This is a genomic window from Alkaliflexus imshenetskii DSM 15055, from assembly GCF_000517065.1.
Lineage (GTDB): Bacteria > Bacteroidota > Bacteroidia > Bacteroidales > Marinilabiliaceae > Alkaliflexus > Alkaliflexus imshenetskii.
The window spans coordinates 2,927,527-2,942,393 of the sequence record NZ_KI912105.1 but is presented as its reverse complement, the minus strand read 5'-3'; the positions used below and the strand labels follow the sequence as shown (position 1 = coordinate 2,942,393).

Sequence of the window (14,867 nt, the reverse complement as noted above, 5' to 3'; positions counted from 1 at the left end):
CAACAAACATGCATATCTGTTACATATCAAATGAATATCCACTTTGGCAGACAGGCGGAATAGGAAGTTTCATTCAAACAATAGGCCGGGGGCTGGTAAAAAAAGGACATAAAGTAAGTGTGGTTGGAATTGGTGGCGCTGATGAGGAAGAGTTGGTTATTGATGAGGGCGTTGAAATCCATCGTCTTCCGCGACCCTCATTTTTAAGAAAACCCGCCTTTATTGAGAACAGCTTGCGAATACGAAAAAAAGTAAAAGAACTTCATAAGAAAGATCCGATTCAAATAGTTGAAACGCCCGAATCGGCAATGTTTATGTTTCCAACCAGAACACCATATAAAAAAGTTGTAAGGATGCATGGCGGGCATCATTTTTTTGCAGAGAGCGAAAACCGGAAAATCAATAAATGGAAGGGCTTTATTGAAAAACGCTCTTATAAGAGTGCCAATGCATTTGTTGCTGTATCTGACTATGTAAAATCACATACCGAAAAATACCTTTCAACCAAAGGGCGACCAGTTGAAAAAATACGCTATCCTGTTGACGAAAAACTCTTCAGGCAGGCAGATTTGTCAATAAACATTCCCCATCGTTTGGTTTTTGCAGGCACCGTGTGTGAGAAAAAAGGCATCCGCCAATTAATTCAGGCACTGGAGCTTATAACCCCTGAATTTCCCGATATACACCTGGATGTATATGGCCGTGACTGGTACTTTCCCGATCGCCGTTCATATACAGAATTTCTCAAAACCTCGTTTAGCCAGGAGTTGCTGGGTCATGTAACTTTTCATGGTCCTTTGAAGCTTTCCGAAATACCCTCAAAATACGAGCAAGCCGAGCTATGCGTATTTCCCTCACACATGGAAACACAGGGTCTGGTAGCCCCGGAAGCAATGATAATGGGCAAACCGGTGCTGTTCTCAACTGCCGGACCTGGGCCGGAAACCATTAAACATCAGGATACAGGTCTGCTATGCAACCCTCTGAGCCACGAAGATATTGCCGCGCAAATATTGTTTGCCTTAAGAAATCCGGAAAAAATGAAAGAAATTGCTTTACGAGGGCAAAAATCTGCAAAAGAAATGTTTAATATTGATGCCATCATCGAAAAAAACATTGAATTTTACGGTACCATTTCCAACGGAGCCATGAGCCGTTGATAGCAGGAGATAAACATGCCAAATGACACAACGTTGTATTTCAGATTCAATGAATTTCGCTTAGGCCATTACAAATGATAGATCTCTTAAAGACCAAAAAAGGACACCTTATGCTTATTGCCATTCACCTTGCACTTGGGGTGATGGTAAAGTATGCACCATCTCTTGTGTCACTAGCTTATGTTGGCCTGTTTGCTTGGTCGGCATTTGATGTGATATATACAAGAGATCGCGGCAGCCGGGCCGGCTTTTATGCCATTTATCTAATGGGGCTGGAGATGATTTACCGGATGGCGGGGGCTCACTTTTCATGGGAGATGGGTAAATACGTTTGCATTCTGATTTGTTTAGTTGGAATGTTGTCAGGCCAAAGACGTTATATAGCCTGGAACTTTTTATTTCTGCTTATCCTTCTGCTGCCATCCATCTTTTTGGCTGATGGGCCGGATTCGTTAGATATACGCAAAAAAATATTGTTTAACATCTCGGGGCCATTGTCACTGGTTTTTACAGGTTTATACTTCTATCGCCGTCAGGTAGATGAAAACACCTTTTACCATTCCATGCGGATGGCTTTTTTACCAGCCTTCACCATAATTGCAGCCCTCTCGGTGGTGGCCAACATCGCCACACTACAGTTTACCAGTCTGCAATCGAACCCCGAAGCAGCAGGAGGCTTTGGTCCAAACCAGGTTTCGACTGTTCTCGGATGGTTCATACTGTTGCATCTGCTCTTTAAAGTGAATAAGCAACAAATTACGGCCTATGAGTGGCTCGACTGGGTCATTCTTTTCTACATTGTGCTGAGGGCATTGCTCACCTTTTCGCGCGGGGGCGTAATGGGAAGCCTGCTTTCTCTGGCAGCAGCTGTGCTGGTGCTTACATTTGCCTACCATAGCTTCAGGAAACAGCTGATGAAAAAAATCCCTTACATTTTGGCGGGTATGCTATTCTTTGTGGGCGTGTTTTTTGTTGCCAACCGCATTACCAATAATTTTCTTCTTTACCGATATCAGGGATTAACCACAACCGAAGTACGCACAGGGGTGAGACTTGAAGAGAGAAGCATTCTCACAGGTCGTGACCAGATAATGCGCGGAGATATTGAAGCCTTTTTTGATAATCCACTATTTGGCACCGGATACGGTATGGCAGTTGAATACCGGGCCAAATATTATGGTGCGGCGGCTGCGCACACAGAATTTGTGAGGCTACTCTCCGAAAACGGAATGTTTGGACTATTATTTATGTTAATAGGGATGGTGTGGCTGCCTGTTTATTTCTTCGTTCGCTCCCAAACACCATTGACACGCTTCTTTTTTATTGCATTCTACCTGCTTAGTATGTTCACGATGTTCCACGCAGCCATGCGACTGGCTCTGCCCGGGGTATTGTTTGGAACTGCTTTTATGCTGGTAAAACCCACGCCAAAAAATACCGAAGAGAAAAAACAACCTCAATTGGCTTCATCCCAACTCGAAAAAACAGCCTGATTCAGGCGTTAACAATCCGCAAATGCACTTTTTAATAATATCGCCTGTCATCCATAAGAAAGATGAAAAAGGCTATGCCGGTTACGCCCCATATATAAAGGAGATGAACCTCTGGCTAAAGTATGTTGATAAAGTAACCATTCTGGCACCTGTAACACATGCAGCTCCCGATCCGCTTGAGAGTCAATATGTGCATAACAACCTCAATTTTGTGGCACTGCCCTCATTCAACACCACCACTATTGCCGCAACCATCAAGACCATTGCCATTCTGCCCGTAATCATTGTTAAAATGATTTATCACATGCGCAAGGCTGATCATCTGCATCTGAGATGCCCATCTAATATGGGATTGCTGGCATGCCTCTGTCAAATACTTTTTCCGGCCAAACCAAAAACGGTAAAATATGCCAACAACTGGGATCCGGAAAGTGCACAGCCATTGAGTTATAAACTTCAACAAGCTATACTCAGAAGTACACGCTTCACCCGCAACGCAAGAGTTTTGGTTTATGGCGACTGGAATGAGTCAAGTAGGAACATTCATCCATTTTATACCGCATCCTACTTTAAAAATATGCAACTGCCGGTGGCTCCCCGGCGCCTGGCAACTGACGATTGTATAAAACTCCTTTTTGTTGGCACTCTTACCCCAAACAAACGCCCGCTTTTAACACTCGAAATTGCTCAGAACCTCATCAAAGCAGGATACAACATAGAACTCAATCTTTTGGGTGATGGAAACCAGCGCCAAGAGTTGCAACAACTCATCAACGACAACCAGATGAGCCAGAACGTGGTTTTACGCGGCAAAGTACACCCCGATGAAGCGATTGAATATTTCAAGGAAGCACACTTTCTTGTATTTCTATCGATGTCGGAAGGATGGCCCAAAGTGGTTGCAGAAAGCATGTGGTGGGGCTGCTTGCCGGTTACGACAAAAGTGTCGTGTGTGGCACAAATGATTGGCAATGGCAGCAGAGGCGTATTGGTGCAACCCGATGCCACCCAGGTAACAAATGCCATCACTTCAATGATAAACAATCCGGAAAAATATACGCAGATGTGTCTTGAAGCTATTGAATGGTCCAGACAATATTATCTCGAAAAGTTTGAAGAGGACATCGCTACTTTTATTTGAGATGCACCGTGAAGTGAACCTATTCTGTTTGTGACACAAAAACATCCATCTTTCAATCCTACCCATTAAAAAGAATTACGCGAACAGCAGACACTTTCCGGATACATCGATAAATATCTCACCAAAAATCAGATGAAGGTAATAACACTAATCGATTCACTTATAGCAGCAGGTGCCGAGCGCATGGCGGTAAACATTGCCAATGGCCTCTCCGAAGCCGGAATAGAAAGCCACCTGTGCGCCACACACTCAGGAGGGCCTCTCGAAGAGTTTATTGCACCAGATGTCAGGATTTTGATTCTGCAAAAGCGGTCGTTTATGGATTATAAGGCCTTGTGGAAACTGCGCCGTTACATACGCACTCACAGAATAGAAATTCTGCACGCCCATTCGTCGTCGGTATTTTGGGCTGTATTAATTAAGATGCTGACACCAGGGTTAAAAGTTGTATGGCACGACCATTATGGATACAGCGACCAGTTGAATGAAAGACCCCGATTGGCACTCCGTGTTTCAGCACCATTCGTTGATCACGCATTTGTAGTAAACGATAAACTAAGGGATTTTGCCATACGTAGCCTTAAATTCCCGCCAGGGAAAGTATCATTCCTGGCAAATTTTGCCGATATAAACACCTATTCGAGCCAACTGGCCCTACCAGAACTGCCATCACCTGAAGCATATCCCAAACTGGTCTGTTTGGCAAATCTAAGACCACAAAAGGACCATCACAACCTCCTCAACGCATTTTTAGTTGTAAAACAGGCCTATCCAAACGCGGCACTTTATCTGGTTGGCGGTCATTTCAACGACGATTACCACAACTCGATAGTAACCCGGATAGAGAACGACAAAGCTTTAAATGGCTCGGTACATGTGCTGGGTTCGAGAAACGATGTGGCAGATATTCTGACCAACTGTCACATCGGAATATTATCATCGCTATCCGAAGGTCTGCCGGTTTCGTTGCTGGAGTATGGGTTGGCGGCGCTGCCGGTTGTTTGCACCAAAGTTGGTGATTGCGAATTTGTGCTCGATAACGGAACCTTCGGAAAACTGGTAGAGCCTTCCAATAGCCAGCAATTGGCTGATGCCATAATCCGATATGCAAGCCACAGCGAAGAGATGACCTCATCCGGACAGCAGTTGAGAACACATATTCTGCGTAACTTCTCAAAAGAGGGCGCCATACAGAATATTAAAGCAGTGTACTCTGCACTTTATAAAACCAATTAACCCTGCATGAATAAAAGGAATACACTATTTATTGGTCCATTCTCGCCTCCATTTACTGGTGATAGCGTAAAAAACAGCTGTTTAAAAGATGGCTTTATAGCTTCAGGAACTGATTCAATCCAATGGTTTGACACCATTTGCAGAAAGGGTAACAGATACCTCCATCGCCTGAGCCTTATCCCTTTGATGTTCAAAGCCGACCAGATAATTCTGTCACTCAACCGCCAAGGCCGATATGCCATAATATGGATATTCTACTTCCTGAAGATGTTTACCGCTAAACGTGCACTATTGTATGTGGTAGGTGGCACTTTTGACCAACAGGTTCAGGAGATGAATCCCTTGAGCAAAAGGCTCTATTTAAAAGCCATCAGACGGCTGGATGGTATATTTGCTGAATCAAAAGCTTTAAAAAAAGGGCTGCTGGAACTTGGATTAAAAAATGTAGAACTGGTTTACAACCCACGCAACGATACCGGAGCCCGCTGGCAATTTACGACTGAAATATCACACAAGGCCGTCTTTATATCGCGCATCACCGAAGATAAAGGGGTTGGCGTATTACTAGATGCGCTTAAACAAATCAACGACGAAGGCATGGAAATCAACATTGATTTTTATGGCCCCATTGATCCGGATTATGAAAAGGAGTTTAACCAAAAACTGGAACCCCTTGGAGCCAAAGCCAAATATTGCGGCCAACTATCACCCTCCGAAGTTCAAAACACGCTCGTAAACTATCACTTTCTGGCACTGCCAACTTTTCACTTTGGCGAAGGGCTACCCGGTATTTTAGTGGAGGCGGCCATGGCAGGCATCCCAATAATCATCACACATTTCAATGCCTTGCCCGAGTATTTTGAACATGAAAAAAGTGCTCTGCTGGCCAGGCCACACGATGTGTCAGACCTAAAAAACCTTATCATGCAACTCATACAAAATGAAAATCTTGCAAATGAGTTGAACCACGGGATACTAAAAGTTGCCGAACCATTTAAAACCGAAGCCATCATCAGCCAATCCAAAGAGCTGATGCATTTATACGGCTGGACACTTTAAAGTAACCACAGGAAAACCGAGACGAGAATGAGAATTGACTTTTTCCGCGTGCTAAAGATGCTGAAATTCCCTGTTGAGGAGGCGCGTAAGGAATTTGAACCTGCAACAACCGACCCTTCGTGGCAAATAAACAAAGCCTGGGAAATCTTTAACTTTCACTATCAACATAACCCATTTTACAGAGAGCTGGTAGGTAAGCCCCCCTTGAGATGGGAAGATTTGCCGGTTATTACCCGAAACCATTTAAAGGGTGATTTTACAACGAAGCTCCCATCGGGATTAAATCCCAAAAACCTTTATTGCAGCAGCACTTCCGGGTCATCAGGTGACCCGCTCTATTTTGCACGTGACCGTATGTCACATGCACTTGTGTGGCTCAATGTGGAGCACCTTTACAACAGCGCAGGAATTTCGGTTAACAACCGTCAGGCTCGTATGTTTGGCATCTCACAAAAGCCTGTTGCAAAATTGAAAGCCCGCCTAAAGGACTTTTTATCCAACCGCTATCGGTTCAATGTTTTCGATTTATCGGATGAGGGGCTTCTGAAATGGGAAACACGCTTCAGACGCGATAAATTCTCCTATATTTATGGATACACCAATTCGCTGGTGGCTTTTGCCAAGTATCTGAAAAACAAAGAACTGACTCTAAAATACATATCTCCGTCTCTTAAGGGATGCATTGTAACCTCAGAAGTTTGCACCGATAAGGACGCAGCAACCATCTCAGAAGCATTTGGTATTCCCGTTTACAACGAGTACGGCTCATCAGAGCTAGGCGTTATGGGCTTTAAAACAGATGGATACTGGATTGGCTCCGATTCATTGATTAAGTATGAAGTACTTGATGAAAACAACAATCCGGTGCCGGAAGGTCAAGCAGGTTACCTCACGTGCACTGCGCTTTTTAACAAAGCCACACCCTTTATTCGTTACCGGATAGGCGATTTGGCTTCGATACGGCACGTGAACGGGCAAACACACATTGAGACAATAATGGGCAGTCTCAACGACATGGCCATTCTGCCTTCCGGAAAAAAAGTGCCGGGAATCTCATTCTATTTCGTGGCAGAGCCTCTTTTGTCAAAAGCTCCGTTTATAAAAGAGTTTTTGGTGAGACAAACCAAAGAGTGGTTCGAGTTTGAATATGTGGCCGAGAAAGATTTGTCAGCATCAGACATAGCCCTTCTGACAAAAAGCTTTGACTCCATGCTCGAAAAAGATATACCACTGAAAACCTTACGTGTAGAAAAGCTCCAAAGAGGCCGCAACGGAAAGTTCAAACACTTTATCTCTGAAATTTAAAACCCCTTGATTTACAATGGAAAACCAACCCTATGTATCTGTTATTCTACCCATCCGAAACGAAGAAAACTATATAACTGCCACGCTTGAAACATTAGCCCGGCAGGATTATCCCACGCATAAACTGGAGATAATCATTGCCGATGGCATGTCAACGGATAAAACACGTGAGCTTGTTGCGGCATTCATTGACAAAAACCATCAATTGGCAGTAACGCTGATTGACAACCCCGAACAGACCGTCCCTTTTGGTCTTAACCGTGCCATACGCAGCAGCAAAGGCGAGGTTATTGTCCGTATGGATTCTCATTCGGTTTACCCTGCACACTACATTTCCAGACTTGTAGATGCCCTATTCAAATACAACGCGCACAACACAGGAGGAACAGTTAAAACAGTTGCAGCAAAAGATACTTTGAAGTGTCACGCCATAGCCACAGCGTTAAGCCATCCGGTAGGTGTAGGCAATGCCTATTTCAGAATTGGCAGTAGTAGGGTTAGGGAGGCCGACACGGTTCCGTTTGGATGTTTCAGGCGCGAAGTTTTTGATAAGATTGGACTTTTTGATGTAGAGATGATTCGTACCCAGGACAGCGAATTTAACGGACGAATGAAAAATGCAGGGTTAAAAATACTCCTCATTCCCAATGTGGAAGTTACCTATTATGCCAGAGACACTTACCGGAAACTTTATAAGATGTATTTCCAGTATGGGCTTTATAAGCCGCTTGCAAGTTTAAAGCTGGGAGGCGTGCCAACCGTAAGACAGCTCATTCCTCTTTTCTTTGTTCTCTTTTTGTTTTCAGGGCTTATATGGACGTGCATCCTACCCATACTAATCATACCCTATCTGGCTGTAATCCTGCTCTACACCGGAGCCATCGGATATGCTGCGATAAGAGAAGCATCAAGGCAAAAACGGCCGTTTGTGCTACAACTCATGTTGTCGTTTCTCATACTACACTTCTCTTACGGTACAGGGTATGTAAAAGGTATAACAGCACTGCTGCTCAACAAAAGATCTGTGTTTACAGGAAAAATATCTATTAGTCGCTAATGAGTGATAAAATATTAATAACCGGCGCATCCGGATTTGTGGGAAGATACTTCGTTGATTTTCTGAGCCAAAGACACCCAGTAACCACCCTTGGCAACCGCGGCGAAGAGATAATCTGCGACCTCTCGACAGAGGTTCCGGCACTGCACGAACAGTATGATACAGTTATCCATCTGGCAGGAAAAGCACATACGGTACCCAAAACAGAGGCCGAAGCAAATGCATTCTTTGAGGTGAACGTCACCGGCCTGAGAAACCTCCTCGCAGCGCTGGAGATGCAAGGCCGATTGCCAAAAAAAATAGTATTATTCAGCACGGTAGCCGTTTACGGACGCGAGTCGGGAGAGCTCATCAATGAGGAGACACCTCTGAAAGCATCTGACCCTTACGGCAAAAGCAAGATACAAGCAGAGCAAATGCTGCATGAGTGGGCTGAGAAAAACAGCGTCACACTTACCATACTTCGTCCGCCACTTATTGTTGGTAAAAATGCTCCCGGCAATTTGGGCGATATGGTCAGCGCCATCCGAAAAAAACGTTATTTCCAGATTGGGGGTGGAAAAACAAGACGTTCGATGGTTTTAGCCGATGACATTCCGCCGTTTGTAGAAAAAATTTGGGACAAAGGAGGGTGCTATCACATCACTGACGGGCATCACCCCTCATTCAAGGAGCTGTCTGAAACCATTGCCGGAATACTCAACAAGTTACCCATCATCAACCTGCCCTATTGGCTCTTAAAACCGGTGGCGCTCTCGTTTGACATTCTGGAAATCATCACCAGAAAAAAAATGCCTCTTTCGGGCTATAAGCTAAAGAAACTCACCAATTCATACACCTTTGACGATACACACGCTCGACAAAATGGGTGGGAAAGTCGCAAGGTGATTGATTCGGCAAATTTATGGATAAACTAACTTCACTATGATACTGACACTTTTAACGGCATTTGTTGTTTTTGCACTTCTTTTGAAAGGCTATTTTAAACTGGCAGAGCGATTTGGCATTTTTGATGTCCCCAATAGCCGGTCGTCGCACACGCATACGCCGGTGCGCGGTGCAGGCATCATCTTTATTCCGGCCATTGTTGCAGGCTTTATATTGACCGGCATGGCCATTCCAATTTGGTTCATCTGCGGCTTGATGTTACTGGCAGTGGTTAGTTTCTGGGACGATGTGAAACCACTCCCGGCCTCGGTCAGATTTCCGGTACATCTTGTGGCAGCCGGATTGATGGTGATTCAACTTTGGGGACTGATGCCCTGGTTACCACTTTCGGTGTTGATAATCCTCTTAACAGTTGTGTTTATCAATGGCTTTAACTTTATGGATGGAATAAATGGGATAACCGGTTTCTATAGCATCGCAGTAATATTGTCGATGGCTCTCACCTATTATCTCGTATGGCCATTTTCAAGTCCGGAGATATTCATTGTATCCATATCCGGTTTGTTGGCCTTTGGATTTTATAACTTCCGTAAAAAAGCGCTCTGTTTTGCCGGCGATGTAGGCTCAGTTACATTGGCATACTTCATCAGTTTCATGTTGGCAACATTAGTTTTAACGAGTGGTGAATGGTATTACATTCTTTTTGTGTCAGTATATACCATCGATTTTGGCATCACAATATTACACCGAATCCTTCTGAAAGAGAAAATATGGGAACCACACCGTAAGCATCTCTACCAACTCATGGTAAACGAACACGCCCATCCGCATCTGCTTATTGCAGGTATTTATGGGCTTGTGCAGTTCATTGTGAATGCAGGTCTTATCATCCTTATCTACAAATCACATCCGATGCTCTCTCCGGGCATATATACCCTTGTAACACTGATTATCCTCTCCATTGTTTATCTCACTCTTCGGTATCGTTACTATCAGAAACTACTTCTAAAATAAAGTTTCACTCTCCTTTACCTATTTATTCCAACCATCTAGCGGATTGTCCTGAAAAATAGTCTCCCTGAAAGGACTCTCCTGATTCACCTGACCAAAAGAACCGCCAATGGGCGGGGGCGGTGGTGGAGGCGACGACTCATTTAAAAGAGATATAGAGACATCCAGTGGATGCACATCCATGGAAGGTCTCATATATCTCTTTTTTGCTGTAAAATTCATGCTTTCCTCTCAAAAGAATCAATTCCCCATCAGAACACAACCTTTACCGTCCTCATTCCCGCCCTGCTAAGAACAGACAGCAGATAAACGCCCCGCTCGGTCAGAGGAATTATATTCTCCGAATCCTCGAAAAGCAATCCGGATGCAACTCTTTTTCCTGTCACATCATACAGTTCAAATGATGGGGCATGCATATTTATAGGCTGCACAACAATGCCATCGCTGAAATTGTAAACGACAACCTCTGCACCACCTGCCGTTGAGCCCGGATTAGCCGGATGCTCCTCAACCGATGTTGGAGTGCCTGATGTGAGAATCAACTCAAAACGGTCTTTTATGTGTGTTACATGTACTTCCCTACTCTTTCCGTCCATTCCACCATCGTCAAGCTGTATGTAAACCCTTTTCCGGTCGCCGGCTGTTAAATTTGTAATTTCACCGGTTGATTTATCTTTAAGCATCACAACCAGATTATCAGGAATAACACTATCACCTAATCTAAACACGACAGTACCCGATTTGCGCACAAGCAGCCCAACCGGAACAATATGCTGTGGCTGCTGAGGCAATGAGTTAATGGCTAGTTCTCTGTTGGCCGCAAGGGTATAAACCTCACCCATATTGGCATTCGAACCAAAAATCTTATCACTGTCAAAAACATCAGTGGCTCCTACTGTGGCATCCTGCACAATGGCTACGGCTGTCTCATCCATCATTCCGTTAAAAATAGTCTGCAACTTCACATGCGGATAATTACCCTTTTTGCCTGATTTGAGATAAGAGAAAGAGTTGTGAACAGTAGATGCCGGTGTAAATGAAACCGAACCGTTTGTTCGCCCTTGCGTAACTCGCACCCAAAAAGCGTGAGACGACGGAATGAGGTATGGCGGACTGTTTAATCCTACACCCACGCCTGTATGGTTGTTATACACGCCATAAGCACCAATATCATTTCTATATATCCAGAACACATCATCGATGTTACTCTTATTTACTGAGCGCCAATCTACTGTTGCGGTATAGGGGTTTCCAATCAAATTCCAGCCAAACCCTGCCGACGAACGGTTTACCGGCACAGTAATCAAACCAGTATTGAGAACACCTGAAAAAACGATTGATGTGTAATTACTTAAAAACATGCCTGCTCCGGCATTAAAAGGCTCATCATCACCCAACGATTGGTATTGGCCGGTGGCATTGTTAAATATAGAAGCCGTACCTGTGATGCCTGTGTTTGCCTTGGTTGCCAATTCGCCAGTTACGGGTGAACCCATGCCGTAATTGTAATTTGGCCCCGAAATGGCTTGTTCAATTTTCACATGTGAGGGCAGTACAGATATTGAACCACCCTTCTGTACAAAAGAGGCATTTACCTCGGCAGACGACTTGAGCCTAAACTCACCCTCAACCGTAAACACACCGCTATGCTGAACCAGTCGCGCGCCCGGCTCTATTGTCAGATTTTGAATGGTCACATCACTGTGTATCTCCGGAAAATTTGTTGCCGGAGCAGTGATATGTACACTCATGCTCTGCAGCGGCACGCCATGACTCCAGTTTCCGGGATGGTTCCAATCACTGGAAACACTGCCCGTCCAAACATCGGTAACTTCCGGATTACTCTCTACCACAACAGTTACACTATATTGCTTTTGGGTGCCATTTTGAGCTGTTACTGTATATACCACCGGACTGGTAAAATCCTGAACCACACCTGAAGCAGGGCTAACCACGGCATATACCGACAACTGAATGTCCGGAACCAAAGCAGCTATATTACTGCCAGGAGGCACCACTACCTCAATGGTACCTGCATCGCTATCAATCACCGAATTTACCTGACCAGGAATCTCAAATGAGGTTATCAGCTTTTCATCACTGGGAATGGTGGTGACGTGCACGGTATAAACTCTTTGACCTGAATTAGCCCCAGTTACAGTGTACTGAACAGGAGATGAAAAATCTACTGCAGCCCCTGAAACAGGTGAAACCGTAGTATTAGAAGTAAGAGCTATAGTAGGATGCAGTGCCGTTAATACTGTGCCGGCAGGCATGGTTAAGTTTATGGTACGTTGAAGTTCATTTATTACCGTAGAACCAATCTGACCCGGTAGTGTAAAAGATGTGATTCTTGGAGGTTTTGGTACAGATATCAAACCATCGAATTTCACAGACCGAATAAGCCACTGATCAGGGTCAACGTGCAGATTCCATGCCTCCTGACCATGTTCAAAGTGGTAGGTTTGAGTCATCTGGTTGTTAAACACCTTCTCCTCAATGACCACTCCTCCCGCAAACGAAAACCGCAATGGAAGATACATGTCATAAACAGGTCTATCATTATAATTTGGCCCCTGCGTTTGTTTTACAGTAACGCTGTTTATCCCGGTAGCCTCATCATACTCGTAGTTAAACTCATAATCAGGATATGAAATATCATACACCCACTGATCAAAGAAATTATACAAATCCTTACCCGACATCTCTTCCACATAAGCACGAAAAGTTTCGGTGTCGATATATTTATACTTAAACTGTGGATCCTGAGCATAGGATTTTACTATATCAAAAAACAACTCCTCGCCCAGATAATATCTGAGCATGTGAAGTAACCATGCCCCTTTTTGGTAATAGTATGTTACAAATACCTGCGAGGGGTTACTGTCATCCGCCAAATAGAGAGCTTGTGAAGCATTATAACGAGTCCCCATGTCTCTCATCCATGTGTGATAAGCAGTCTTCCCCTTCACAAACTCCTCGTAAAGCGCTTCCCCATATGTAGCAAATCCCTCATTAAGCCATACATGGTTCCAAGGCCTGTTTGTGATGGAATTGCCAAACCACATGTGACCCAACTCATGAACAACGAGCCACCAAACGCTGGGAGCAACAGACCCCATGACAGAGTTTGTCTGATTCTCAATATACCAAGGATGTGCTATTTGGGTCATTCCATAAGTTTCACTTTTAAAAGGATAGTCGCCAAAATAGTGGATAAAAGCATCGAACAATACTGGGACACCACTGAAGGTACCAAGCGCCGTAGTATAATTATTAGGAAAGACATAGTAGGTCAGCGGGAAATTATGCCCGTTACGGTTGTACTGCTCTCCAAAAACCCGGTAGTTGGAAACTGACACAGTCACATAATAGGGCACAATGGGATAATTGTGCTGCCAACGATAGGTGCGCTTTTCGCCATCTATTATGGTATCATACAACATGCCGTTGGAGACACCCATAAGTGGATACCCTTGTAAGGTTGTGTCAGGAACTGTTATGTCCACTTTTATGCTGTCAGCTTTGTCATAAGGGCCATCTTTACAGGGAAACCAGTAATGAGCAAGATAAGGCGTGCTTAATGTGGTAACAGAAGGAACCGTTGTGGAGTGTGTATCAAATCTAAACCCTTTAATCGTTCCGCTAGCTAAAACAGGTGTTCCGCTGTAATGAATGCGCAGTCGCACCGTTTCACCAATATTATAAGGGCGATTAAGCGTAACATTCAACACACTGCTACCTGAACGGCTCCATGATGTGGCATTTTCGCCCACAGCAGAAACCACCATTGATGTGTGAAGGTTGAGCCTTAACTGTGACAGATTGTTTACCACTGGCTTTAGTTCGATGTAAGTGTTTCCGGCAATTGTTTTTTCAGTAGTATTTACATCGAGTGTGATGTGGTAAAAAGTTATATCAATGTTGTGGTCGGTTTGCAGTGTGGCTGAAGCCGATTTCAATGCCATTCTCTCAACCATCTCCTGCTGGTAAAACGCTTCGCGCGCCAGTGAGACGGAGTCAGTAGGCGGTTGCCAGGGCTGATCCTTTCGCTGGGCGTTGGCAGACTGAAGCACCAGCATTCCCACTGTGTAACATGCCAGCAAATACCAGAAGCGTAGATATATTTTCATTACTATTTGTTTTAAGAGAGGTACACGATCCTCGCGGTTAAACGGACAAACAGATCACATTTCCAAAAAAGGTATAGAAGGTGGGCAAAACCATTTACTCAAGAACACTCTAACCATAAAGGCTGCCACAGGTCGGGCATCGGCTGTCAAATATGGTTACAAGTTAAACCTATATGAGAGATATTGCCTCTCCTTTTTTATGGGCAGGGGCTATAATTACACTGCCGGATAGTTTTTGAGGACGAATGAATCTGAATTAAGGTTACCGGTTAACCTATGCCTTCGAACAATAAACCCGGACATTCAAGAACACTTGAAACATCCGGGTTTAATGATACAAAAACAACTGTTTTACAGAAATAATATGACGACTTCGGCGTGGCC

The 14,867-nt window shown here is 44.3% G+C and carries 11 protein-coding genes; 9 read left to right on the top strand and 2 right to left on the bottom strand.

Going from position 1 to position 14,867, the window contains the following annotated elements; genetic code table 11:
• The first annotated feature begins 8 nt into the window (after positions 1-8).
• The 9 genes from ALKIM_RS0112350 (at position 9) to ALKIM_RS0112310 (ending at position 10,353) form a co-directional block, all read left to right on the top strand.
• Positions 9-1,160, top strand: coding sequence for a glycosyltransferase family 4 protein (locus ALKIM_RS0112350; RefSeq protein WP_026474921.1), 1,152 nt, complete (start codon positions 9-11; stop codon positions 1,158-1,160).
• Between the two features lie 74 nt (positions 1,161-1,234).
• Complete coding sequence (locus ALKIM_RS0112345; protein WP_026474920.1) at positions 1,235-2,653, top strand: O-antigen ligase family protein; 1,419 nt, start codon at positions 1,235-1,237, stop codon at positions 2,651-2,653.
• A 22-nt stretch (positions 2,654-2,675) separates the two neighbouring features.
• Positions 2,676-3,794 (top strand): glycosyltransferase family 4 protein, encoded by a 1,119-nt coding sequence (locus ALKIM_RS0112340; RefSeq protein ID WP_026474919.1) that lies wholly within the window; start codon positions 2,676-2,678, stop codon positions 3,792-3,794.
• A 132-nt stretch (positions 3,795-3,926) separates the two neighbouring features.
• A complete protein-coding gene (locus ALKIM_RS0112335) occupies positions 3,927-5,030 on the top strand; it encodes a glycosyltransferase (protein ID WP_026474918.1) in 1,104 nt (367 codons plus the stop codon).
• Between the two features lie 6 nt (positions 5,031-5,036).
• Positions 5,037-6,089: a glycosyltransferase family 4 protein gene (locus ALKIM_RS0112330; protein ID WP_026474917.1), complete on the top strand. Its 1,053-nt coding sequence runs from the start codon at positions 5,037-5,039 to the stop codon at positions 6,087-6,089.
• A gap of 27 nt (positions 6,090-6,116) precedes the next feature.
• Positions 6,117-7,394, top strand: coding sequence for a phenylacetate--CoA ligase family protein (locus ALKIM_RS0112325; protein ID WP_026474916.1), 1,278 nt, complete (start codon positions 6,117-6,119; stop codon positions 7,392-7,394).
• Positions 7,395-7,410: 16 nt separating this feature from the next.
• Positions 7,411-8,451: a glycosyltransferase family 2 protein gene (locus ALKIM_RS0112320; RefSeq protein WP_026474915.1), complete on the top strand. Its 1,041-nt coding sequence runs from the start codon at positions 7,411-7,413 to the stop codon at positions 8,449-8,451.
• A complete protein-coding gene (locus ALKIM_RS0112315; protein WP_026474914.1) occupies positions 8,451-9,368 on the top strand; it encodes an NAD-dependent epimerase/dehydratase family protein in 918 nt (305 codons plus the stop codon). The genes ALKIM_RS0112320 and ALKIM_RS0112315 overlap by 1 nt, the downstream gene beginning before the upstream one ends.
• A 7-nt stretch (positions 9,369-9,375) precedes the next feature.
• Complete coding sequence (locus ALKIM_RS0112310; protein WP_026474913.1) at positions 9,376-10,353, top strand: MraY family glycosyltransferase; 978 nt, start codon at positions 9,376-9,378, stop codon at positions 10,351-10,353.
• Between the two features lie 18 nt (positions 10,354-10,371).
• Here ALKIM_RS0112310 and ALKIM_RS0112305 read toward each other — a convergent pair whose 3' ends face one another.
• Together ALKIM_RS0112305 and ALKIM_RS0112300 are read right to left on the bottom strand one after the other, a co-directional pair.
• A complete protein-coding gene (locus ALKIM_RS0112305) occupies positions 10,372-10,545 on the bottom strand; it encodes a hypothetical protein (RefSeq protein ID WP_157363900.1) in 174 nt (57 codons plus the stop codon).
• A 56-nt stretch (positions 10,546-10,601) separates the two neighbouring features.
• Entirely contained in the window at positions 10,602-14,483 is a 3,882-nt protein-coding gene (locus tag ALKIM_RS0112300; RefSeq protein WP_084555881.1) for a M1 family aminopeptidase, read from the bottom strand.
• Between the last annotated feature and the right edge of the window lie 384 nt (positions 14,484-14,867).